The sequence below is a fragment of the Mycobacterium sp. E796 genome, from assembly GCF_001672815.1.
Classification (GTDB): domain Bacteria; phylum Actinomycetota; class Actinomycetes; order Mycobacteriales; family Mycobacteriaceae; genus Mycobacterium.
Genome location: NZ_LZKK01000051.1, coordinates 16,744 through 37,778, shown reverse-complemented (window position 1 = coordinate 37,778; position 21,035 = coordinate 16,744). Strand labels below are relative to the sequence as shown.

Here is a 21,035-nt window from a genome sequence, read left to right as displayed (position 1 = left end):
ATGATTGATCCGGCCGCTGGCCTGGTTGAAGACGCGATGAAATGCGAACTCGATGCCCGCGATGGTGGTGGGCTCGCTTGAACCGACGGCCGCTTCCAGTGCTTTGTTGATGCGGTCCAGCTCGTCGATCTCGGCGTCGGTGATGTGGTCGGTTGCCGCGGCGGCCACTGCGCCGGGCGCAGCTTTCCGACGAGGTTGCGGCCCACCTGCGCGCGGCGATCATGTCCGGGACGTTGCGCCCGGGCACGTTCATTCGCCTCGACGAGACCGCGGCCGAGCTCGGGGTCAGCGTCACGCCGGTGCGTGAGGCCCTGCTGAAGCTGCGCGGCGAGGGCATGGTGCAGCTGGAACCGCACCGCGGCCACGTCGTGCTGCCGCTGAGCCGGCAGGACATCGAGGACATCTTCTGGCTGCAGTCGACCATCGCCCAGCAGTTGGCCGCCGCGGCAACCGACCACATCACCGACGCCGAGATCGACGAGCTGGACCGCATCAACAAAGCACTGGAAGCGGCCGTCGGTTCAAGCGAGCCCACCACCATCGCGGGCATCGAGTTCGCATTTCATCGCGTCTTCAACCAGGCCAGCGGCCGGATCAAGCTGTCCTGGTTCCTGCTCAACGCCGCGCGGTACATGCCGGCGGAGGTGTACGCGGCGGATCCGGAATGGGGCGCGGCCACGGTCGCCCACCACCGGGAATTGGTCGCGGCGCTGCGCCGACGCGACGCGGACGCCGTCATCGAGCACACCGTCTGGCAGTTCACCGACGCGGCGGCCCGGCTGACCGTGATGCTGAACCGGGCCGGCAGCTTCGACTGAGCTCAGCCCAGCTGCTCGGCGCGCTGCTTGAGGTTCTCGGCGAGATGGTCGAGCACGTTGCCGGCCAGCGATTTCACCATCGGCGCGGGGACCGGCAGGGTGGTCTCGACGTCCATGTCCACCGTCAGCAGGCTCGCCGCCCCCGCCTCCACCACGCTGAACAGCTGCTCCTGCTTGGAGAACAGGTCGCCCTGCTGCAGGACGGTCTGGATCTGGTTTTCCCCCGGGTAGTAGATCGCCTGGATGAACGTGGCCTGCATGCCTTGGTAATCCGCGTCGAGCCGCACCTGGCTGGGCCGCCCGTCGTCGTAGCGGGCGAGCACCCACAGGCCCTTGATCTCCTCGTTCCACTCCGGGTAACGCTCGAAATCGGCGACGATGCCCATGATCGCCGCGGCGTTGGCACTGACCTCGACGGTCTTGCTCAAAACTGGCATCCCGCAAGCCTATCGGGCGACCGGCCGCGCTATTGATGCACGCTGGCTGTCGCCAGCAGCGAGCGGATGGCGTCGGGGATCGGCACCGGCTTGCGGCTGGTCCGATCGACGTAGACGTGCACCCAGTGACCCAGCGCGGTGATCGGTTGCGGTTCGCCGTCGTCGCCGCGAAACACGCCGAGCCGGTACGTGACGCTGCTGCGGCCGAGGCGCGTCACCGCGAGGCCCACGGTGAGGCGCTCCGGGAAATGCAGCTCGGAGAAGTAGCGGCAGCCCGACTCGGCGACGATGCCCAGCGCGGGCGTGGCGAGCGGGTCGATCCCGACGGTGGTGTTGATCCACGCGTTGATCGCGGTGTCGAACAGTTGGTAGTACACCGCGTTGTTGAGGTGGCCGAACATGTCGTTGTCGGCCCACCGGGTTCCCACCGGCCACAGCACGGGGAAGTCGGCGCTGGTGAGGTTCTCCGATGGAGTCGAGGCCATGTCTACCAGTACCGCATGGCCTGCCGAAACAGGTCCCCCAGAACCGGTTTGGTCATCTCCCGCGGAGCGTTCTGCAGCAGGCGCTGCTGGGGATAGGCGCCCTCGGTCAGGGCGGTCACGTCGTCTTCGGTGTAGCCGACGCCGGCCAGCCCGTTCGGCATGCCCACCGCGCGCATGATCCGGATGAGTTCGTCGGCGAGCACCTCGCCGGCGTCCTCGGCGCCGGCGCCCCGCGTCTCGGCGCCGAGCAGCCACGCCCCCTCCAGGTGCCGCTCCGGGTTCGCCTGCGCGGTGAAGCGGAACGACGCCGGCGCGTTGAGGATGACGGCCATGCCGTGCGGCACCAGCGGCTCGTCGGGCGGGTAACCCGTGGGGCGGAAGTCACGCACCAGCCCCGCCACCGCGTAGGCCATGCCGTGCGGCGCGTGGACGCCGGCGTTGCCGAACGCGATGCCCGCAAGCGTTGCGGCCCACATCATTTGCTCACGGGCCTCACTGTCGGAGGCGTCGCGCGTGGCGCGGCCCAGATACCGTCCCAGCAGGCGCAGCGCCTCGCGGCAACCCAGGTCGCTCCACGGGTTGGCGCCCTGGCTCATCGGCCGCTGGCTGGGCCGATCGGGGGCGCGCCGCAACACGTAGGGCCGCGCGGTGTAGGACTCCAGGGCGTGCGACAGCACGTCGAGCCCGGCCGACGCGACGACCTCGGGGGGCAGGCTCGCGGTGCAGTCGGGGTCGACGAGGGCCTCGGTGGGGCGCAGCGCGTGAGAGGCGATGCCCGTCTTGGCCTTCAACGACACCAGGTCGAAGATCGCGATGCCGGTCACCTCGCTGCCGGTGCCGGCCGTGGTGGGGCAGGCGATGTGAGGCTTGAGCGGGCCGGGTATGGGCTTGCTCTCGCCGATCGGCGCATTGACATAGGCGAGGAAGTCGGCGGGATGGGTCGCGTAGAGGTTGGCGGCCTTGCAGGTGTCGATCACCGAGCCGCCGCCCAGCGACACGTATCCGTCGGGGTTGCACTCCCGCGCGAACCGGGCCGCATCGGAAAAGGACGCGTCGGTCGGCTCGACGTGGACGTCGGCATAGGTGACGACGTCCAGCCCGGCCGCGACGAGCGAGTCGTGCGTCGTGGCGAAGACGGGCAGCCCGGCGACGCCGGCGTCGGTGAACAACGCCACCCGCCGCAGCCCGAGGGCGCGCGCCCTGTCGCCCACCTCCGCGAGGCATCCGCGTCCGAAGGTCACCCGTGACGCGTCGACGGTGAAGGCGCCGTCGCAGTCCTCGGCAGCAATCGGGTAATCGCAGTACGGCATACCGCCATTATCTCGGGTGCAGCGGCGCGACCGGTTCCGCCGTGCTGGCGGGGAGCCGATGGCTTTCGATGTAGTCCCACCGGATTTGGTAGCCGAGACCGGGTCCCGACGGCAGGTCGACGAATCCGTCCGGGCCGAGCGGGTCGCAGGCCGCCTCGAGGTAGGGCGGGGCGGCGTCGTAGCGGGCCCCGGGCCCGAGCAGGCCGCGCTCGTAGTATTCGCAGACGTCTTCGCTGGTGGCGCCCAGGACCTGCAGGTTGCCGAAGCCGCTCATGTGCAGTTCGCAGCGCATGCCGACGGCCTCGCACATCCCGGCCAGCTTCATCACGCCGGTGATGCCGCCGCGCAACACGTCGATGCGGCTGATGTCGGACGCGTTGCGCAGGATCCAGTCCGCCCGGGTGTAGATGCCGCCCTCCGCGATCTCGGGTGAGCAGATCGGGATGTCGAGCGCGCCGGCCAGCTTCGCGTAGGACTCGACCCGGTACTCCGGCATCGGGTGCTCGTACCAGTAGAAGCCCAGCCGTTCCAGTTCCCGGCCGACGCGCAGCGCGTCCTCGTAGGTGTGATAGGTCCCCCACGGGTCGAACATCAACACCATGTCGTCGCCCACGGCCGCGCGAACCTCCCGGCACACCCGGATGTCCCAGTCCACATACGACGGCCGCGGCAGCGCGAACTCCCGCGTCGCGGGGTTCCAGTAGTGGTAGGGGTGGATCTTGTAGGCGCGGTAACCCTGGCGGCGGCATTCGGCGGCGTGGGCGGCGTACTCGTCGGGCGATCCCAGGTTGTTGAAGCTGCTCGCGTAAGCCTTGACCCGGTCGCGGGCGCCGCCCAGCAGCTTGCGCACCGGCAGCCCGGCGACCCGGCCCGCCAGATCCCACAGGGCGAGATCGATGACGCTGCAGATATTTTCGGGAAGCTTGGCGGCCCACAGCTGCCGCCAGATCTCCGCCCGGTCGAGCGGATCCTGGCCCGCGAGCAGGGGGCCCAGGAATTGGGTGATCAGCGCCTGGTCCCCGGGCAGCAGGCCATCCTGGTCGCCATGGAAATGACCACCGAAGTAGTAGCCCTCGGCCCCCTCGTCGGTGAGCACCTTGGTCACCGTCTGGACCACGCGGTAGTCGGTGACCAACTGCCCGAACGAGATTCGATCGACTACCGTCTCGAACGGTATGACCTCCACGCCGATGATCTTCATGGCAGCAGATTGTTCCGCCGAATCGGGAGTTCAAGTAGAGCCGAAGGTCCTCGTCAGCGCCTGGCCCTGCAGGGCGAACAACCGATCGGAGTCCGACCAGTCCGGCAGCAGCGAATCGAAGCCGTGACAGGTCCGCGGGAACACGTGCAGCTCGGCGGAGACCCCGGCGCGCAACAGCTGCAGCGCGTAGTCGACGGCTTCGTCGCGGAAGGGATCGATCTCCGCGCAGGTGATCAAAGCCGGTGGCAGGCCGCGGAATTGGCCTCGGCGGGCGGGCACCGCGGCCGACGAGCCGGCCGCCGGACCGAGGTAGTGACGCCACATCAGCTCCGCGGCCTCGCTGTCGAAGGCGGGGCTGGTGCAGAACTCGGCCTTGGACGCGGTTTCGCGATCGTCCAGCACCGGCTGGTGCAGCAGCTGGAACACTACCGCGGGCAGCGACCCGCCGGCGGCGCCATGCGCCAGGCACGCCGCCAGGGCGGCGCCGGCGCTGCTGCCCCCGACCGCCAGGCGTGCCGGGTCCACACCCAGTTCCGTCGCGGAGGCCGCCACCCAGCGCAGCACCGTGACCGCGTCGTCGAGCGCGGCTGGGTAGGGGTGCTCCGGCGCCAGCCGGTAGTCGACGGACACCACCGTGCACCGGCCGCGCCGTGCCAGCTCGACGCACTGCCGGTGATCGGTGTCCAGGTTGCCCAGCGCGAAGCCGCCGGCGTGGCAGTAGATCAGGGCCGGCGCCGGGTTCGCCTCGCCGCCACGGTAGATGCGCACCGGCACGCCGCCGGATTCGGTCGCCACGACGTCGCCGGTGATCCGGACGCCCCGGGCATCGGTGCGTTCGGCGACCTCCCGACGGCGCTGATCGAACGGTTCGCGGAGGAGCCCGATCGACTCCGCGGAGAAGTCGGTTCGCGTCGTCGCGACGGCCTGCAGGGCCGGATCCAGCCGTTCGAAGCCGTCCAGACCGTAGGGTTCCGTCATTCGGCCGGGGCCTGAAAAGTGAAGTCGGCGGGCCTGAATCTGCGCGTCATTCCCCAGAAGCTACGCGCGCTGCGCGGCCACTGCGTCACCACACGCCCGTTGGGGGCGCGGAAGTAGTTGCTGCACTGGGTGGTCCACACCGTGCCGACCATCCACCGGTCGACCTTGGCGACGAACGCCGCCAGCGCGGCGGGGCGCACCGCGACGTACGTCTTGCCCCGCCGCCGCATGTGTTTCAGAGCCCGAACGATGTAGCGGGCCTGGGCTTCCAGCATGAAGATCACGCTGTTCGAACCGACGTTGGTGTTCGGCCCGTACAGCATGAAGAAGTTCGGGAACCCGGGGACGGCCATGCCGAAATACGCGTGGGCCCCGTCACGCCACACCTCGCGCAGCGTCGTCCCGCCCTCGCCGGACACGTCCAACTCGCCCAGGTAGTCGGCCGCGGCGTAGCCCGTTGCACACACCACGACGTCGACGTCGCGTTCGGCGCCGTCCTCGGTGACCAGGCTGCGTGCGCGCAGGCAGCGCGCCGGGCTGCTCAGCACCTCGACATTGGGGCGGGTCAGGGTGGGCAGGTAGTCCGAGGAAAACACCAGCCGCTTGCAGCCCAGCGGATGGTCTGGGGTCAGCTTGCGGCGCAATTCCTCGTCGGCAACGGTCTTTTCGAGCAGGTCCAGCGCGATCGCCTTGAACTCCTCGGTCTTTTCGCTGCCGTGCTCGATCACCGATATGTTGGATTCGCTGCGCAGCCACAGCCGCGTGCGGTACAGCTTCTTGGCGAACGGTATGTGGGCGAAAAGCCAGCGCTCGCGTTCGGTGTAGGGCCGGTCGGGCTTGGGCAGGATCCAGGTCGGTGACCGCTGCACGGAGTAAACCTTGTCGGCCACCTTGGCCAACTCCGGCAGCAGTTGCGAGGCCGTCGATCCGGTGCCCAGCACGGCGACCCGCGCGCCCTCGAGCGAGACCGAATGATCCCATCGGGAAGAGTGCATCAGCGTGCCGGTGAACGGCTCCTCCTCCGCCAGCTCCGGGAAGAGGGGTCGGGTGAACAACCCGACGGCGGACACCACGACGTTGAAGTGGTGCCGTTCGCCGGCCGCCGTGGTCAGGCACCACCGCTGGTCGTCTTCCTCCCAACGCGCCGAGACGATTTCGGTGCGCAGCCTCAGGTGCGGGCGCAAGCCGTACTTGTCCGCACACCGCTGGAAGTACTCCAGGATCTCGGGCTGCGCGGGCCACAGCCGCGACCAGTCCGAGTTCAGGTCGAACGAGTAGGAGTACAGGTGCGACTTGACGTCGCACGCCAGCCCCGGATACGTGTTGATCAGCCAGGTGCCCCCGACGTCGTCCTCGCGGTCGAAGATGGTGAAGTCGCCGAAGCCGGCTTGGGCCAACAGGATTCCCAGGGCCATGCCGCCGGGCCCGGCACCGATGATGCCGACCGACAGGTTGCCGCTCATCGGATCTGCAGGCATTGCCCACCGTCGACAACCAGTTCGGCGCCGGTGATGAACGACGCCTCCTCGGACACCAGAAACGCCACTGCGTCGGCGATCTCGGCCGGTTGGCCGATCCGCCCGAACGCCGACGACGCCGCCAGCCGCAGCTGGGTGGCGTCGTCGAGCATCGGGGTCGCGATGGGTCCGGGGAACACCGCGTTGACCCGGATACCGAGCGGAGCCAGTTCGGCCGCGGCGTTTTGGGTCAGGCCGCGCAGCGCCCACTTGGCGGAGCCGTAGGCGCTGTGCCGCGGGAATGGCCGGATCGCCCCGGTGCTGCAGATGTTCACGATGGCCGCGTTTCCCGCCGCACGCAGCTGCGGCAGCGTCGCCTGGATGCCAAGGAAGGCGCCGAAACAGTTGACGCGCCAAGAGTTTTCGAATCCCTCGGGGGTCTCGTCGGCCAACGAGGCGCGGTGCAGCGCACCGGCGTTGTTGACCAGCGCGCTGAGCGACCCGAAGCGCTCGATGACGGTGTGGACGGCCGCCTCCCACTGCGCCGGCGAGGTGACGTCGAGCGGGATCCCGATCACGCCGTCGTCGCCGAATTCGTCCACCGCGGCGGCAAGTTCGTCGGCGCGACGATCGCAGGCGGCCACCGAATGGCCGGCCGAGCGCAGCCGCTTGGCCATGGCCCAGCCCTGTCCGCCGGCGGCGCCGGTCACCAGTGCGACGCGTTGACTCACGATGACGGCACCTCGGGCCTGTCGGACAGGCCGCGGCTGGTGACGAATCGACAGCGCCGGCGCGCAAAGCGCCAGCGGCCGTCCACGCGGACCAGCTCGTCGTCGTACAGGGCGGGCCGCAGGTGCAGGTCGCCCGCGCGGACGAACAGTACCTGCGTTCGGGCAGTGGCAGTGTCGCCATTCACGTCGATTCGCGAGACCCCGGTCAGATGCAGCCCGGGTGGCGCGTCGTGAAACATTTTGCGGATCGCGTCATGCCCGTCGAAAGACTTTCCGTAGACCAGGAATTGGGCGTTCTCGGTGAAGAGTTGCACGCATTCATCCCCGTTGCCGGCGTCCAGCGCCAGCGCGTAGGCGGCAATGAGTTCGCGTATTGCGGTCTCGGTCACTGTTCGCGGGCCTCGCGCAGGTGTTCCGCCGCGCCGCGCCGCAGGGCCTGTGACTCGGCTGCCAGCGTGATCATCCGGATGCCCAGCGCCGCCATGGCGCGGCCCGTCTTGCCGTCGCCGGCGTGGATGCCGGTGATCAGGCCCGCCTCGGTGGCGGCGCGATGGATCCGGCCTATGGCGTCGAGGAGCACCGGATGTTTGGTCGCGCCAACGACGTCCACGCCCATCGACAGGGCCAGGTCGGCCGGCCCGATGTACAGCCCGGCCAGCCCTTCGACGGCGCAGATCTCGTCGAGGCCCGACAGCGCCGCCGCGGTCTCGATCATCGCGAACACGCTCACCCGGGACTCCAGCGTGGCTGGGTCGTGGCCCAGGCTGGCCCGCAGCGGGCCGAAGCTGCGGACGCCCGCCGGCGGGTAGCGGGTGGCGGCCACCGCGGCGGCCGCCTCGTCCGCAGACTCGATCATCGCGATGACGACGGCGTCGGCCCCAGCGTCGGCCACCCGCCCGATCGGCGCCGCGTCGGCGTTGGGCAGCCGCACCGCCGTGCCGATCGGCACGTGCTCGAGGCGCCGCAGCATGCCGGCGATGTCCGCGTCGTCGATGTAGCCGTGCTGGGCGTCGAAGCCGACGTAATCGTAACCGGCCCTGGCGAATTCCTCCGGGCCTAGCAGCGTGGGTCCCGTGATCCAGCCGCCCCAGATGGGGGATCGGTCGCCGACGAAGACGCTCACTGGGCGATCGCGATCTTGATCCGCTCGGGCGCGGGCCGGCAGGCCAGGTCGAAGGCGCCCTGCACGTCGTGGACGTCTTCGACGCCGAAAGTGTGGGTTAGGTAGGCGCCGAGCAGCTCGGGATGCTCGTCGGCGAACTTGGCGGCGACGTCCAAGACCCGCCGCCGGTCAAGGGTCACACCGGATTTCAGCGTCAGGTTGTTGCGCAGCATCAGACGCATGCTGATCGGGTAGGCCTCGTCGTCGGCCACGCCGAAATAGAAGACGGTGCCGCCCGGCGCGGTGGCTTCGATGGCGTGCCCCAGGGTGGCCACCTGGTGCCCGACGGCCTCGATGACGACGTCGGCGCGGTCGGCGGGGGCCAGCTGGCTCACCCAGCGGTCGCTGGTGGCGCGCACTGGGTCGTCGACGCCGAATGCCGTTGCGTGGCCGGTGCGGTCGACCGGGTCGACGCCGGTGACGCGGCGGGCGCCCGCGGCCTTGGCGACGTAGGAGAACAGCAGGCCGATCGAGCCCTGGCCGATGATCGCCACGTGCCGGCCGGCCAGGTCGGGCAGCTGTTCACACGCATACAGGACGCAGGCCAGCGGTTGGAGGCCGATCGCCTCCGCCGGGCTCAGCGCCGGGTCGTACGGCGCCAGCATGTTGCCGTCGCTGATCACGCGTTCCATCAGGCCGTCGAACCCGGATGCCCAGCCCACCACCCGATCGCCCGGGCGGTGATCCGGGTGACGGCTGGCGATCACCTCGCCGGCCACCTCGTGGATCGGGAACCCGTCTTTCTCGGCGGCGCTGCGCCCGTCGTCACCCGGAAGCCGGCCCCTGTTGCCGCGGAACGCCGGCAGGTCGCTGCCACAGACGCCGGCGGCCGAAAACCGCAGCAGCACTTGGCCGTCGGCCAGCTGCTCGGGCGTCTTGTCGGGAATCGTCGTCCGCTCGAACTGGTAGGGAGCGATGATCCGGTAGGACCACACGTCAGACCTCCACCGGGATCTTGTTCCATCCCCACTGGAAGCTGGACGGCAGCCGGGTGGCGGCGTCGCCCCGGATCGCGAAGTCGGGCACCCGGCGCAGCCATTCGGTCAGCAGCACATCGATTTCCAGCCGGGCCAGGTGGTAGCCGATGCAGAAGTGCTGGCCGCGGCCGAACGCCAGCGAGCGCCGGATGGGCCGGTTCCAGAGGAATTCGTCGGGGTTTTCGTACTCCCGTTCGTCGCGGTTCGCCGACGCGAGCAGAGTGATGATGCGCTGGCCCGGCTCGATCCTCTGGCCGTGAATTGTGTAGGGCTTGCGCGCCGTTCGGGCGAACCACTGCGCCGGCGCGCAATAGCGGATCATCTCCTCGCGGGCGATCGGCACGTTGGTGGCCGGGTCGGCACAGACCGCGGCCATCTGGTCGGGCCGCCGGCTGAGCTCCCACAGCCCGTGGGCGACGATCTTGGGCACCGTCTCGGTCCCACCGATGAAGATGCAGAGCATCTGGGTGGCGACCTCGACGTCGGACAGGGCGCTGCCGTCGGGCAATCGGTAGCCCAGCAGGCCGTCGACCACCGGTAGCGCATCGCCGGACGAGTCGGCGCGGCGGCCCTCGACCACCGGCGTGAGGTATTCGAGATAGTTGGGCCGGGCTTGCGCGGTGTCGACGCCCTCGCCGGGCTCGGCCAAACTGCCGGCATTGACCGCGGCCAACACCTGGGGTGCGAGATCGTCTGGCAGGCCCAGCAATCCGCATACCATCGATGCCGCGACGATGCCGCCGTACTCCTGGGTCAGGTCGAAGGACCCACGCGGCAGCAGCTCGTCGAGGCGCTCGTTGGCCAGCGTGCGGATCCGGGCCTGCAGCCCGGCGACCGACCTCGGGCGCAACGGCGCCGAGTGCGCGCGCCGGATCTCGGCGTACAGGTCGGTGTCGAAGACGGCGTGAAACGGCAGCGGATGCAGCGGCGGATCGTCGAGTGGGCCGTCGTTGTGCTGAGCGAGCGCCGACGCCGGGGGCAATGTGCCTTCCGTCGCGACGAACGTACCGTCGTTGACCTCGAGCACCTGCCAGATGTCCTCGAAGCGGGAGAGCGCGTAGGTGTCCCACTGCGGCATGTAGTAGACCGGGTGCTCGTCGCGCAGAATCCGGTAGTACGGCAACGGGTTTGCCATTACTTCCGCGTCGAAAGGATCGTACGAAAAGCTCACTGCAGTGGCGACGGGGGTAGGGCCTGCAGGATCGAGTCCTCCCAGCCGTCGCGCAGGGCCGGCGCCACGCTCATCCAGGTGACGAGCTCGGCCGGGGGGTTCTCCTTGAACGACGGGTAGTGGTTGGCGAAGCACTCCCAGCCGCCGTCCAGCGCCCAGTAGTGGATGACCTCGTTGTAGCGGAAGGTCGTGGTGAACGAGCCCAGCCACCGCTTGCCGGTGCGCTCCGACCATGGGACGTAGAGCCGCTCCAGCTCACGGATGTAATCGTCCTGACGCCCCGGCTTGGTCTGCATGATCTCCTGAATCACCAGCGGCGCAGCGAAATTCGCCTCGCGCAACTGTGCCAGCGTCTTGTTGCTGGGCCCCGGGTACATGATTCGCCCCTCACCCGAGGCGCCGACGCCGGACAGGAACTCCGACCACTTGCCGGCCGCGACCTCATGGCTGCCGCCGCGCGCCTGGGCGGCACCGATCCGGGCGTAGTCGGCGAATCCGTCGATCTCCCAGATGACCGTCACCTGCGGCCAGTGGCCGTTGTACGAGGTGGTCTCCCAGATGGCGAACAGCCGGGCGCCGAGCTCGTCCATCATCGGCTGGTAGGTGCCGCTGAACGTTTCGGTGAAAGCGTCGCTTCGACCTGATCCGAGTGAGATGGTCTCGTGCAGGTAGAGCAGGGTCTGGCCGTAGTACTTCTTCATGGGCTAAGAGAGCCGCGCGAGGGCTGCCATGTCGCACAGCAGCGACTCGGTGGGATCGACTGAATCGCAAGCCAATCCGGCCGCCGCAAGGGCATAGCCCTTGAATCGGCGGGCCGCCGCGCTGAGCACATGCTGCGTCCGGGTCGTCGCGCGGTCGACGCCCAGGGGCCAGCCGTCACCCCACAGCGCGACCTCGGTCCACCAGTCGCCCAGCGACTCGAGCACCTTTTCCCGCACCCGCGCGTCGGCGGCGAACGCCTCGGCGCTGACCGCCAGGCTCTGACTCCTCGAGGCGGCCAGGTCCGGGCGCGCCTCGCCGTCGAATGCCTGCACGCCGAGGATCCGCAGCGAGCGGCTATCGCAGCCGTCCGGCAGGAGCACGGTCACTTCCCAACCGGCCATCACCCGGTCGTAGAGCCAACCGCCGGCCGATTGCACGACGTCGGCGGCGCTGGCCGCGACGACGTCCAGCCGATACCGCAGGGGTTCGCCGTCCGCGCGGGTCGTTCGTGCGGCGGCGACCCGGCGGTGGTGGCTGATGTCGAACGTTGGAGTGACCATCGTTGGTGTTTCCTGCGGCGCTCGTGGTGGGCTGTTGTCACCGGACAGCGTGACACTTCGAGCCAAATTTGTAAAGGTGCCCGGCCAGCTTCAGGACTCCCGCCGCGCCCTGAGCTCGGCGAGCACCTCGTTGGTGTGCTGACCAAGTTCCGGCGCGACGGAGCGCGGCGCCCACGGCGTGCCGTGGAAGTCCGCCGGCGTGGCCACCATGGTGACGGCGGCTCCTGCTTGGGCGCCGTCCGGCACGTCGACCAGGCCGCCCGCGGCGTGGAACTGCTCGTCGGCCACGACGTCCTCGAGCGCGTTGACGGGCGACCAGAAGAAGTCGGGTTCGCCCGCGAAGACCTCCGCCCACTCATCGAGCGACCTGGTCGCGAAGATCCGGTCCAGCTCGGCGACGAGCACGGCGGCGTTGGCGGCGCGGGCCCGGGCGTCGGCGAATCGGGGATCCTCCAGCCACTCGGGACGGCCGACCGCACGACACAGCGGCGGCCAGTGCCGCTCGACGTCGAGCCCGACGATCCAGAACCGCCGGCCGTCGCCCGCCGCGTAGTTGTTCATGGCCGGGTTGCCCATCTGCTCGCGTTGCCCCACCGCGATCGGTTGGCCGGTCAGGAGATAGGTGTTGAGGTCGAAGCTCACGGTGTAAGCGCCCTGGCGGTACAGCGACGTGGTCACCAGTTGGCCCGCACCGGTGCGATGGCGGGCGACCAGCGCCGCGCACACGGCGGCGGCCAGGGTCATGCCGGCCGAGTGGTCGCCCATGCCGCCGCGCTGGAACGGCGGGGTGTCGCCGGGCCGGGTGAGGAGGTGCGCCAGGCCGGCGCGGGCCCAGAACGCCGCGATGTCGTAGGCGGCACGGTCGGCATCGGGCCCGTTCTCGCCGTACCCGGTGATCAGGCCGTAGACGAGACGGGCGTTGTGGGCGGACAGCGTCGCGTAATCCAGGCCGAGCCGCTCCAACGCCCGCGGACGCACATTAGTGATGAAAACGTCCGCGTCGGAAAGCAATTCGAGCGCGGTATCGCGATCGGTCGCGGTGGTGAGGTCCAGGACGATGCTGCGCTTGGACCGGTTGTCCATTTCGAACGGCGGGTTGACCCCGAGATCGCAGCCCAGCATCCGGCCGAACATGCGCCCCGGGTCGCCGGCCGGCGGCTCGATCTTGACCACGTCGGCACCCCAGTCGGCCAGGATGCCGGCGGCCGCGGGTCCCGCGACCCAGACCCCGAGCTCGACGACTTTGATGCCTTCCATCGGTCCGGCCATGGCTTGCACCCTAATCAGCGTCCCCGTCGCCGGCGCTAGAGGTAGCCGTTGGGTCCGGGGAGGCCGGCCCGGCCCGCGGCCCCCGCAAGACCAGAGGGTACGGAGATGAACTGGATGGTGCCGCTGGTGTGGCCGGCCGTGAACGTGATCGCCACTTGGTCGGTGCCGCCGGTGCCCAGGGTCGAACTCGCCGGACTTATGGAAAAGACGTCGCCGCCGGGAGGGGGAAGGTAGGCGACGCTAGCGGTTCCGGGGGTGTTGTTGAGGATCGTGAAGCCCGTACCGACGTCAAGCGTCACGCTTGGTGCACTGCTGCCCGTCCCGCCTTGCCCACCGGCTCCGCCCAGGCCGTGAAGCCATCCGCCGCGCCCGCCGTCGCCGCCGTTGCCGCCGTTCAGGACGAAGGAGGTGGTCTGGCCGGTGGCCACCGTCGCAGTGTTGGGTCCGGCGCTGCCGCCCTGCCCGCCGCTCCCGCCCGCGCCCCACAAACCGGCGGCGCCGCCGACCCCGCCGGTGCCGCCGGTAAAGGCGTTCAAGCCACCGTCCCGCAAGGCCACGCCGCCGTTTCCGCCGCCCCCGCCGTTGCCGTACAACCACCCGCCGGTGCCGCCGGCCCCGCCCGCCGCGCCGGCGCTGCCGGCACCGCCGAGACCGCCATTGCCGACCAACCCGGCAGGCCCGCCGGCGCCCCCGGCCACCCCGGGGTTGCCCGTTTGCGAAAAGCCGTTGCCGCCGTTGCCGAGCAGAAACCCGCCGGCCCCGCCGTCGGGGTGGGCCGCCGTCCCGTTGGCACCGTCACCGATCAACGGGCGCCCGAACAACAGATTGGTGGGTGTGTTGATCACCGCCAAAACGTCCTGCTCCACGGTTTGCAGTGACGGGATATTGGCGGCCTCGGCGGCCGCATACGCGGCGCCCGCGCCGCTCAACGCCTGCACGAACTGGGCATGAAAAGCCGCGGCCTGGCCGGTGAGCGCCTGGAACACCCGCGCCTGGCCGGCAAAGACGGTTGTGATCGCCGTGGATATCTCGTCTGCGGCGGCAGGTGCTATCGCGGTGATCGGGGCCGTCGCCGCCGCACTCGCCGCGACCAGCCCCGAGCCGATGTCAGATAGATCGGATGCCGCCACTGCCAGAGAGTCTGGGGCCGCCGCCAGATACGACATCGCTGCTTCCCGTCGACATACGAAATCGGAGAACGTCAGCGTACGCACGTTCCACGGGATATTTCGCCTTTCCGACAATGAATCCCACGCCTTTCCCCATTTACACTATGCAGAGAAATTGGTTTGCAAACCGTGGTCTTCCCGCGGAAGGGGTTGTGACGCAATGAGTCTGGTTGCCGGGCGCGGTCCGCTCAGCGGCGATCCGGCCGGCAGTTTCTCCGCGCCGGTCCCCGCCGGCGTGGTCTACGTCGAGCCACACCCTCGACGCGTGCAGGCCTTCGTCAATGGGCGGCCGGTGATCGACACCGAAAAGGCCCTGATGGTGCACCGGCCGGGTCACCCACTCAGCTACGCCTTTGCGGCCGAAGAGGTCGGCGACCTGCCGAGCGAGCCGGTGGCGGAGGCTCCGGATTTCGTCCGGGTGCCGTGGGACGCGGTCGACACCTGGCTGGAGGAGGGCCGCAGGCTCGTGCACTACCCGCCGAACCCCTACCACCGCGTCGACTGCCGCCCGACGAAGCGCCGCCTGCAGGTCACGATCGACGGCACCACGCTGGTGGACACGGACGACACGGTGATCCTGTTCGAGACCGCGCTCGAGCCGCGCCTCTACGTCGCTCCCGTGCACGTGCGCACCGATCTGCTCCGGCGGTCCGAGACGTCGAGCTACTGCAACTACAAGGGTTACGCGACGTACTGGTCGGCGGGCCCAGTCGACGACGTCGCGTGGAGCTACGAAGACCCGCTGCCCGAAAGCCTGCCCATCAAGGGGTATTTCAGTTTCGACGACACCCGCGTCGACGTCGTCGCCGAGCTGCCGCTCACCCGTCGTAGCTAGGGCGCCGATTGGACGCTCAACGTTTTGGGGTGCGCCGGCCCTTCCGCTCCGTTCGAGGTGCATCTGCGCAAGTTTGGATGCCGGCTAGCAGCATGTCGAGGGCGCGGCTGAAGTCCGCGGGCATCGAAGACTGTTGACTGGTGAATGCCAGCGCCGCCAGGTGAGGGTGGGCATCACCAGCCAGGCGTGCGATGCGGCCGGCGTCGTCGATGTTGACCTGTTCGGGGTCGCCCACCGCCGCGGGGCCGGCTAGCTCCACTTGAGCGGCACCCATGATGAGGCTGAGCACCCCGCGAAAGGCGGCCAGCAGATCCCGGTCGGCAAGTCCGCCACGAACCAGCGTCGCGACGAGCTGCTCGGCGGGCGCGAAGCTCTCGTTCGAGACGGTGCGGCGAGTCAAGACCAGTGGGACAGCGTTTCGGTGACGCCGCATCGCTTCCCAAATAGCAATCGCGATGCATTTCACGTCGGCAAGCCAATCCTCAGACGGGGGAGGTACTTTCACGTCAGCCAGCACCGCTTCGGCGACTAAAGATTCGAGTTCCTCTCGGTCTCTGACGTAGTTGTAGAGCGTCATCGGTCCGGTGCCCAGCGCGGTGGCCAGCGAGCGCATGTTCAGCGCGCTGAGCCCGTCGCGATCGACGATGTCCATTGCCTGTTCGCGCACTTCACCGACGGTGAATCGTGCCCGCATGGCTAGCCTCCTGTCCGTGACCCCTTGACACGTACAGCGTACCTAACGTAGACCTATACGTACGACGTACGTATATATGAAGGAAGTTGTCGTGGTCACTCACATCCGCACCACCACGGTGTCATTCACCTCGCAAGGCGCTCGGTGCGCGGGTTGGCTGACCCTGCCGCGCAGTGCTGGACCGCATCCGGGACTTGTACTCTGTCACGGCCTCGGCGCGACACACGACATGATGATGTCGCAATACGAGCAACACTTCGCGGCTGCCGGCGTGGCGACATTAGCCTTCGACTATCGGCACACCGGCGCTTCGGACGGTTCGCCACGGCAGCGCTTCAGTATGCGCGGACACCAACAGGACGTCGGAGCTGCGCTGGACTATCTGCGTTGCCAAGACGGTATCGACTCCCGACGAATCGGGTTGTGGGGCACCAGCCTTGGCGCGATGCATGTGCTGCGGGAGGCCACAGCGCGACGCGACCTCGCTGCGGTGGTCGTGCAGTGCCCGATCATCCATGGACCGGCAACACTGACCCGCGGTGGCTGGCGACCGGCTCTCCGCGCGACACCGGCGATTCTCGACGACGTGCGTCGCCGGATTCGGGGCACCGCGCCGAGATATGTCCCGATCGTCGCCGAGCCGGGCAGGCTCGCAGCGGTCACCATCCCCGGGGCTCTCGACGGCTGGTACTCGACGGTGCCCACCGGTGCGACCTTCGACAACCGCATTGCCGCCGCTGACATCGTCGGCATCGCACTGAGCAGCGCCAAACGCGGCGCCGCGAAGATTGCGGCTCCGCTGCTGGTATGTGTCTCCGCACGAGAGACCCTGATGGACCCGCGTCACGCCGCCGATGTGGGGCACCGCGCGCCGTATGGCGTCGTCTGCCACTACGACGGGGACCATTTCCAGATCTATCACCCGCCCCTCCTAGCGGAGCTGCTCGCCGACCAAACCCAATTTCTTCTGGAGCACTTGAATGTCTAAAGCAGCTGATGCACTGCGGGACAACGACGCTCGGCTTGTCGCATTCCTCAGTACTCTCACCGAAGACCACTGGGTGCGGCCCAGCCTATGCACAGACTGGAGCAACCACGATGTGCTGGCCCACCTCGTCGTCGGCTACTCGGCCGCGCTGCCGTCGATCATCGCCGCCATGCTGCGACACCACGGCTCGTTCGACCGCACCAACTCCTCCATGGCCCGCAGGCTGGCGGCACAACGGGATCCGCACACCCTCCTTGATGACCTTGCGGCGTTGACACGGCGGCCACGAGGCGTCGGATGTGTCTTCCCCCGGCGGCTGCTCCTCGGCGATCACGTCATCCACCAGCTGGACATCACCTACGCGCTCGAGGCAGATTCCACGATTCCCCCGGCAATACTCGCCGCGGTTCTCGACACCGAGGTCCAGGTCCCGAACCCCTTCGTCCCAGCCGCTGCGCGCGCACGAGGCCTGAACCTCATCGCCACGGACGCCCCATGGTCACACCCCGCTAATGGACCCACGGTCACCGGCGAAGCCGGCCATCTTGCCTCCGTGCTGGCCGGCCGTCCCTGGGCTCTACGGCATTTGACCGGCAATGGAGTCTCGATACTGGCCACCCGTCTGCAGGCATCGCCAAAGTCCGTGCGGGGACACGCCGTCCAGCACCGCCACTGACGGCGCACCTCAGGAACGTGCCGTCCTGGGCCACGATGGTGATTGATTGATCGTCCCGGCGGCGAGTTGGCGTCGCGCGGTCACGCCCAGTTTGATGAATACCTTGCGCAAGTGGTACGCAACGGTGTTAGGACTGATAAACAGCCGGGCGCCGATCTCCGAGTTCGTGGCCCCGCCCGCGGCCAGTTCGGCAATCTGCGCCTCACGTGGAGTCAGGACAGAATCGTTTCGGACGGCGGGCTTTTCGCGGATGCGCTCGCCGATGGCTTCGAGTTCGAGCCTCGCGCGCCTAGCGAAGGCTGCCATTCCAATGCTTGTGAACATTTCGTAAGCCGGCCTCAGCTGGGTGCGTGCATCGAGCGGCCTTCGTTCCCGACGCAGCCACTCTCCGTAGACAAGTCGTACACGCGCGGCGGCCGGACGCAGGTTTGTGCGGTCCATCCGCTCGATCGCCTCGCGGTACAGGCTTTCCGCGGACTCGCCGTCGCTCACGAGCGCCCGCGAGCATGCGTAAGTCCCCAGGGCCCAATCTGTTCCCGCAACCTGCGCGCTCTCTGCAAGAGGGGCAAGAGCATCACGTGCATCGCGCATTTGCCCACAACGAGTTGCCGCCTCTATGAACTCGGGAAGCAAAAACGTCGCCCACAGTTCTTCTGGGTGCTCGCATCCTTGTCGGGCTGCCACCAAAGCCTGGTCATAACGGCCCAGCCCGGTGCACAGCAACGCAGTCGCCAATTCGATTGACGCTAAACCCATTCCCTCACCGCGGGCTACCGCATAGTACTTCCCCGACTGCACCAACCGTGCGGTCTCTGTCTCGTCGCCTTGCCACGCCGCAAGCGGAAGTGCCGCGTAGGGAAAGACCGTTGTAGCCGTCGACGCCGTGATCGAGTCGGCCTCGGTGATCAGCTGCCGGGCCGCTGTGAAACTCCCACACCAAGTCAGCGCCGCCGCCAGGGAGTGCAACGCCACGGGCAACACGCGTTGATCTTCCGCCGCACGGGCGAGCTCGACTTGCCGAGCCGGCAGGTGCAGCCACGCGCGGTCGTCCCAAGCGATGATCGCGCCGTGGCAGGCAAGCCACAGCCAGCGCGTCCCGTCCTCGACGGGACGCGCTGGGGTACAGAAGCCATCCAACGCGCCTTGAATCAGCCGGACACCAGCTCGGGGTCCAGCGACGACCAGGGCCGTCAGCCCATCCAGTAAGAGATCTGCCGAGCTTTCCGGTCGCCGGGCCGCGGGGGCGGCCGCAGCCGCCCTCGCCACTTCCAACACACCACCGCCGCCGGCGAGACGGCCCGCGAAAAGGACCGCCGATAGCGCCTCCAGATACAGTTCGCGCGCCGCCCCCGCATCGTGCGGCGCAGATTCCTGGGCCAGCCCAATCAACGCGGCAGCGGCGTCACTGCCACACTTCGACGTGAACATCATCTCGCCGCGCAGCGCGGACGGCAGAGCGCTTCGCAGCAGCGAGACCCGGTCCGCGGGGAACATCAGCGCGCTCGCCGTCTAAGCGGTGGCCGCGGGTCAATGCGGCCGGTCAGCGGGGCGACAAGACGAGAGTTGATGACTTCGCGCCCGCCCCGGCTCCGGGCGTAAATCATGTCGGAAGTCTATCGGCTGCCGGGGAGGAATGCCGCCCGCCTAAATGCCGAACCGACGCACCGGGCTCGGCCGTCGATCGCACGCCGACTACCAGGTCTTGAGGATTCTGCTTTGGGTCGCGACGCTTCATCATCGAGGTAAGCCGGGGGGTACGGGCCCACGCGCTCATTCGTGGAGCTTTGGAGGTAGCAGCATGACCACCGTTCGTGAGGCGATCCTCGACGTGCTGCGCACACATAAGTTGACAACCTTTTTCGGCAATCCGGGCTCGTCGGAATTGGCTTTGCTGCAAGACTTCCCAGACGACTTCCGCTATGTGCTGGGGCTCCAAGAAATGGTGCCGGTCGGGATGGCCGACGCATACGCACAAATCACCGGGCGCCCCGCAGTTGTCAACCTGCACACCGCTCCCGGAATGGGCAACGCGCAGGGCCAGCTTTACAACGCATTCATCAACAAGACCCCGCTGATCGTGACCGCCGGAAATCAGCGCCGCACGATGCAGAACCAGTACTGCCTGCTGACGAACGTCGAGCCCGCTTTGGTGCCAAAGCCATTCGTGAAATGGGCAGCTGAACCCGCGATCGCCACCGAGGCTCCTGCCGTGTTGGCCCGGGCCATCCATCTGGCGACCACGCCACCGATGGGCCCGGTATTCGTCTCGCTGCCGATGGATGACATGCCGGTCCAATTCGATGACGCGCAGGCCACCGACGTCGCCGCCCTCCGCGACCGCTCGGTGACCCACACCGCGGGCTTTTCCCCCGAACTCGCCAATCAGATCGGCGACCGACTGGAATCCGCTAAATCGCCGGCACTGATTGTGGGCGGCGACGTCGAACGCTACCGCGCGTGGGAGGCGGTGATCGCGTTGGCGGAGCGCACCCAATCAGCCGTCTGGACTGCACCGCTAACGGGTTGGAGCGGATTTCCGGAGAATCATCCGCAGTATCAGGGAATTTTGCCGCCCGGCGCGGGCTGGATCTCCGAGATGCTGGCCGGACACGACCTAATCCTGGTGATCGGGGCACCCGTCTTCCGGTACTACCCGTTGGTGCCAGGACCGTATCTCCCCCAGGGTGCGAACCTGATTCATATCACCAATGACCCTGATGAGGCCGCGCGCGCCCCCGTCGGGGACGCGATCGTTGCCGACCTTGCCAGCGCGGCCGAGGCACTGCTCGCGGCGACCAAGCCAACCCAGCGGCAGGCACCCCCGGTCCGCGCGCCGATCCCGGACCTGGAAAATTCACGGACGCCGCTGCGCCCTGAAGCACTATGGTCGGCCGTGAGCCGCGGCGCGCCACCGGAGACGCTGTGGGTCAGCGAGGCGGGCAGCAACGAGGTCGCCATCACGAACAGCATTCGACCCAGTTACCCGTTCTCGCACTTATCGTCGGCCGGCGGCGGATTAGGTTTCGGACTACCCGCTGCCGTCGGTGCTCAACTCGCGGCCCCGGACCGTCCTGTCGTCGCGTTGATGGGCGACGGTTCGATGCATTATGCGATTACCGCGTTGTGGACCGCAGCGCAATACCGAATCCCGCTGACCATCGTGGTGGCCTCCAACGCCGAATACGGTGTGGTCAAAGAATTCGGCGAATGGGAGAAGACGCCGGGGGTACCCGGGCTCGACTTACCCGGGCTCGATGTCGTGGCAACAGCGGCCAGCTACGGCGTCGACGCCTATGAGGCGCACACGGCGGACGAGGTCATCGAGTTGGTGAAAAGCGGCATCGCCGACCGGCAGCGCCCCACGCTCATCAACGCACGCACGACGCCGGTGGCCGCCTGGTGACCGCCGAGCTGC

At 68.3% G+C, this 21,035-nt stretch carries 23 protein-coding genes; 5 read left to right on the top strand and 18 right to left on the bottom strand.

Annotated elements, in window-relative coordinates; translation table 11 throughout:
• On the bottom strand, positions 1 to 168 hold a 168-nt coding region (locus A5706_RS32030), incomplete at its 3' end, for an FCD domain-containing protein (protein ID WP_369831801.1).
• Between A5706_RS32030 and A5706_RS04880 the strand changes: the two genes are divergently transcribed.
• Positions 153 to 818 (top strand): GntR family transcriptional regulator, encoded by a 666-nt coding sequence (locus tag A5706_RS04880; protein WP_068127612.1) that lies wholly within the window; start codon positions 153 to 155, stop codon positions 816 to 818. The two genes, A5706_RS32030 and A5706_RS04880, sit on opposite strands and share 16 nt — an antisense overlap.
• Positions 819 to 820: 2 nt before the next feature.
• Here the strand turns inward: A5706_RS04880 and A5706_RS04875 are convergent, their stop codons facing one another.
• From A5706_RS04875 to A5706_RS34750, 15 genes are all read right to left on the bottom strand, one after another.
• Positions 821 to 1,255, bottom strand: coding sequence for an SRPBCC family protein (locus A5706_RS04875; RefSeq protein ID WP_068127609.1), 435 nt, complete (start codon positions 1,253 to 1,255; stop codon positions 821 to 823).
• 29 nt (positions 1,256 to 1,284) lie between these two features.
• Positions 1,285 to 1,740 (bottom strand): thioesterase family protein, encoded by a 456-nt coding sequence (locus tag A5706_RS04870; protein ID WP_068127606.1) that lies wholly within the window; start codon positions 1,738 to 1,740, stop codon positions 1,285 to 1,287.
• 2 nt (positions 1,741 to 1,742) lie between these two features.
• Positions 1,743 to 3,050, bottom strand: coding sequence for a hydroxyacid-oxoacid transhydrogenase (locus A5706_RS04865; protein WP_068127604.1), 1,308 nt, complete (start codon positions 3,048 to 3,050; stop codon positions 1,743 to 1,745).
• 7 nt (positions 3,051 to 3,057) lie between these two features.
• On the bottom strand, positions 3,058 to 4,251 hold the full coding sequence (locus tag A5706_RS04860) for an enolase C-terminal domain-like protein (protein ID WP_068127603.1): 1,194 nt from the start codon (positions 4,249 to 4,251) through the stop codon (positions 3,058 to 3,060).
• A 30-nt stretch (positions 4,252 to 4,281) separates the two neighbouring features.
• Positions 4,282 to 5,229, bottom strand: a complete 948-nt coding sequence (locus A5706_RS04855; RefSeq protein WP_068127601.1) for an alpha/beta hydrolase — start codon at positions 5,227 to 5,229, stop codon at positions 4,282 to 4,284.
• The gene (locus A5706_RS04850) at positions 5,226 to 6,707 is read right to left on the bottom strand and encodes an NAD(P)/FAD-dependent oxidoreductase (protein WP_082964197.1); all 1,482 of its coding nucleotides are present in this window, start codon (positions 6,705 to 6,707) and stop codon (positions 5,226 to 5,228) included. The genes A5706_RS04855 and A5706_RS04850 overlap by 4 nt, the downstream gene beginning before the upstream one ends.
• On the bottom strand, positions 6,689 to 7,417 hold the full coding sequence (locus A5706_RS04845; protein ID WP_082964196.1) for an SDR family NAD(P)-dependent oxidoreductase: 729 nt from the start codon (positions 7,415 to 7,417) through the stop codon (positions 6,689 to 6,691). Before A5706_RS04845 ends, A5706_RS04850 begins: the two co-directional genes overlap by 19 nt.
• The gene (locus A5706_RS04840; RefSeq protein WP_068127597.1) at positions 7,414 to 7,806 is read right to left on the bottom strand and encodes a nuclear transport factor 2 family protein; all 393 of its coding nucleotides are present in this window, start codon (positions 7,804 to 7,806) and stop codon (positions 7,414 to 7,416) included. Before A5706_RS04840 ends, A5706_RS04845 begins: the two co-directional genes overlap by 4 nt.
• Positions 7,803 to 8,540, bottom strand: coding sequence for an HpcH/HpaI aldolase/citrate lyase family protein (locus A5706_RS04835; RefSeq protein ID WP_068127595.1), 738 nt, complete (start codon positions 8,538 to 8,540; stop codon positions 7,803 to 7,805). The genes A5706_RS04840 and A5706_RS04835 overlap by 4 nt, the downstream gene beginning before the upstream one ends.
• Positions 8,537 to 9,514 (bottom strand): zinc-binding dehydrogenase, encoded by a 978-nt coding sequence (locus A5706_RS04830; RefSeq protein WP_068127594.1) that lies wholly within the window; start codon positions 9,512 to 9,514, stop codon positions 8,537 to 8,539. The genes A5706_RS04835 and A5706_RS04830 overlap by 4 nt, the downstream gene beginning before the upstream one ends.
• A gap of 1 nt (position 9,515) precedes the next feature.
• The gene (locus tag A5706_RS04825; protein WP_068127591.1) at positions 9,516 to 10,727 is read right to left on the bottom strand and encodes a cytochrome P450; all 1,212 of its coding nucleotides are present in this window, start codon (positions 10,725 to 10,727) and stop codon (positions 9,516 to 9,518) included.
• Complete coding sequence (locus A5706_RS04820) at positions 10,724 to 11,428, bottom strand: NIPSNAP family protein (protein ID WP_068127589.1); 705 nt, start codon at positions 11,426 to 11,428, stop codon at positions 10,724 to 10,726. Before A5706_RS04820 ends, A5706_RS04825 begins: the two co-directional genes overlap by 4 nt.
• A 3-nt stretch (positions 11,429 to 11,431) precedes the next feature.
• A complete protein-coding gene (locus A5706_RS04815; RefSeq protein ID WP_068127587.1) occupies positions 11,432 to 11,989 on the bottom strand; it encodes a hypothetical protein in 558 nt (185 codons plus the stop codon).
• A 90-nt stretch (positions 11,990 to 12,079) separates the two neighbouring features.
• Positions 12,080 to 13,258, bottom strand: coding sequence for a CaiB/BaiF CoA-transferase family protein (locus A5706_RS04810; RefSeq protein WP_068127585.1), 1,179 nt, complete (start codon positions 13,256 to 13,258; stop codon positions 12,080 to 12,082).
• Positions 13,259 to 13,293: 35 nt separating this feature from the next.
• The gene (locus tag A5706_RS34750; protein WP_369831800.1) at positions 13,294 to 14,388 is read right to left on the bottom strand and encodes a PE family protein; all 1,095 of its coding nucleotides are present in this window, start codon (positions 14,386 to 14,388) and stop codon (positions 13,294 to 13,296) included.
• Between the two features lie 199 nt (positions 14,389 to 14,587).
• On the opposite strand from A5706_RS34750, the gene A5706_RS04800 reads away from it, so the two are divergent.
• The gene (locus A5706_RS04800) at positions 14,588 to 15,262 is read left to right on the top strand and encodes a DUF427 domain-containing protein (RefSeq protein ID WP_068127580.1); all 675 of its coding nucleotides are present in this window, start codon (positions 14,588 to 14,590) and stop codon (positions 15,260 to 15,262) included.
• Positions 15,263 to 15,278: 16 nt separating this feature from the next.
• On the opposite strand, the gene A5706_RS04795 is transcribed toward A5706_RS04800, so the two are convergent.
• Positions 15,279 to 15,956: a TetR/AcrR family transcriptional regulator gene (locus A5706_RS04795; RefSeq protein WP_068127578.1), complete on the bottom strand. Its 678-nt coding sequence runs from the start codon at positions 15,954 to 15,956 to the stop codon at positions 15,279 to 15,281.
• A gap of 91 nt (positions 15,957 to 16,047) precedes the next feature.
• On the opposite strand from A5706_RS04795, the gene A5706_RS04790 reads away from it, so the two are divergent.
• Positions 16,048 to 16,944: an alpha/beta hydrolase gene (locus A5706_RS04790; RefSeq protein WP_231985036.1), complete on the top strand. Its 897-nt coding sequence runs from the start codon at positions 16,048 to 16,050 to the stop codon at positions 16,942 to 16,944.
• The gene (locus tag A5706_RS04785) at positions 16,937 to 17,620 is read left to right on the top strand and encodes a maleylpyruvate isomerase family mycothiol-dependent enzyme (RefSeq protein ID WP_068127574.1); all 684 of its coding nucleotides are present in this window, start codon (positions 16,937 to 16,939) and stop codon (positions 17,618 to 17,620) included. The genes A5706_RS04790 and A5706_RS04785 overlap by 8 nt, the downstream gene beginning before the upstream one ends.
• Before the next feature lie 9 nt (positions 17,621 to 17,629).
• Here the strand turns inward: A5706_RS04785 and A5706_RS04780 are convergent, their stop codons facing one another.
• Positions 17,630 to 19,114 carry a LuxR C-terminal-related transcriptional regulator gene (locus tag A5706_RS04780; protein WP_068127571.1) on the bottom strand — a complete coding sequence of 495 codons (1,485 nt, stop codon included), beginning with the start codon at positions 19,112 to 19,114 and terminating at the stop codon, positions 17,630 to 17,632.
• Between the two features lie 304 nt (positions 19,115 to 19,418).
• On the opposite strand from A5706_RS04780, the gene mdlC reads away from it, so the two are divergent.
• Positions 19,419 to 21,023, top strand: coding sequence for a benzoylformate decarboxylase (gene mdlC, locus A5706_RS04775; RefSeq protein WP_068127570.1), 1,605 nt, complete (start codon positions 19,419 to 19,421; stop codon positions 21,021 to 21,023).
• The last annotated feature ends 12 nt before the right edge of the window (positions 21,024 to 21,035 follow it).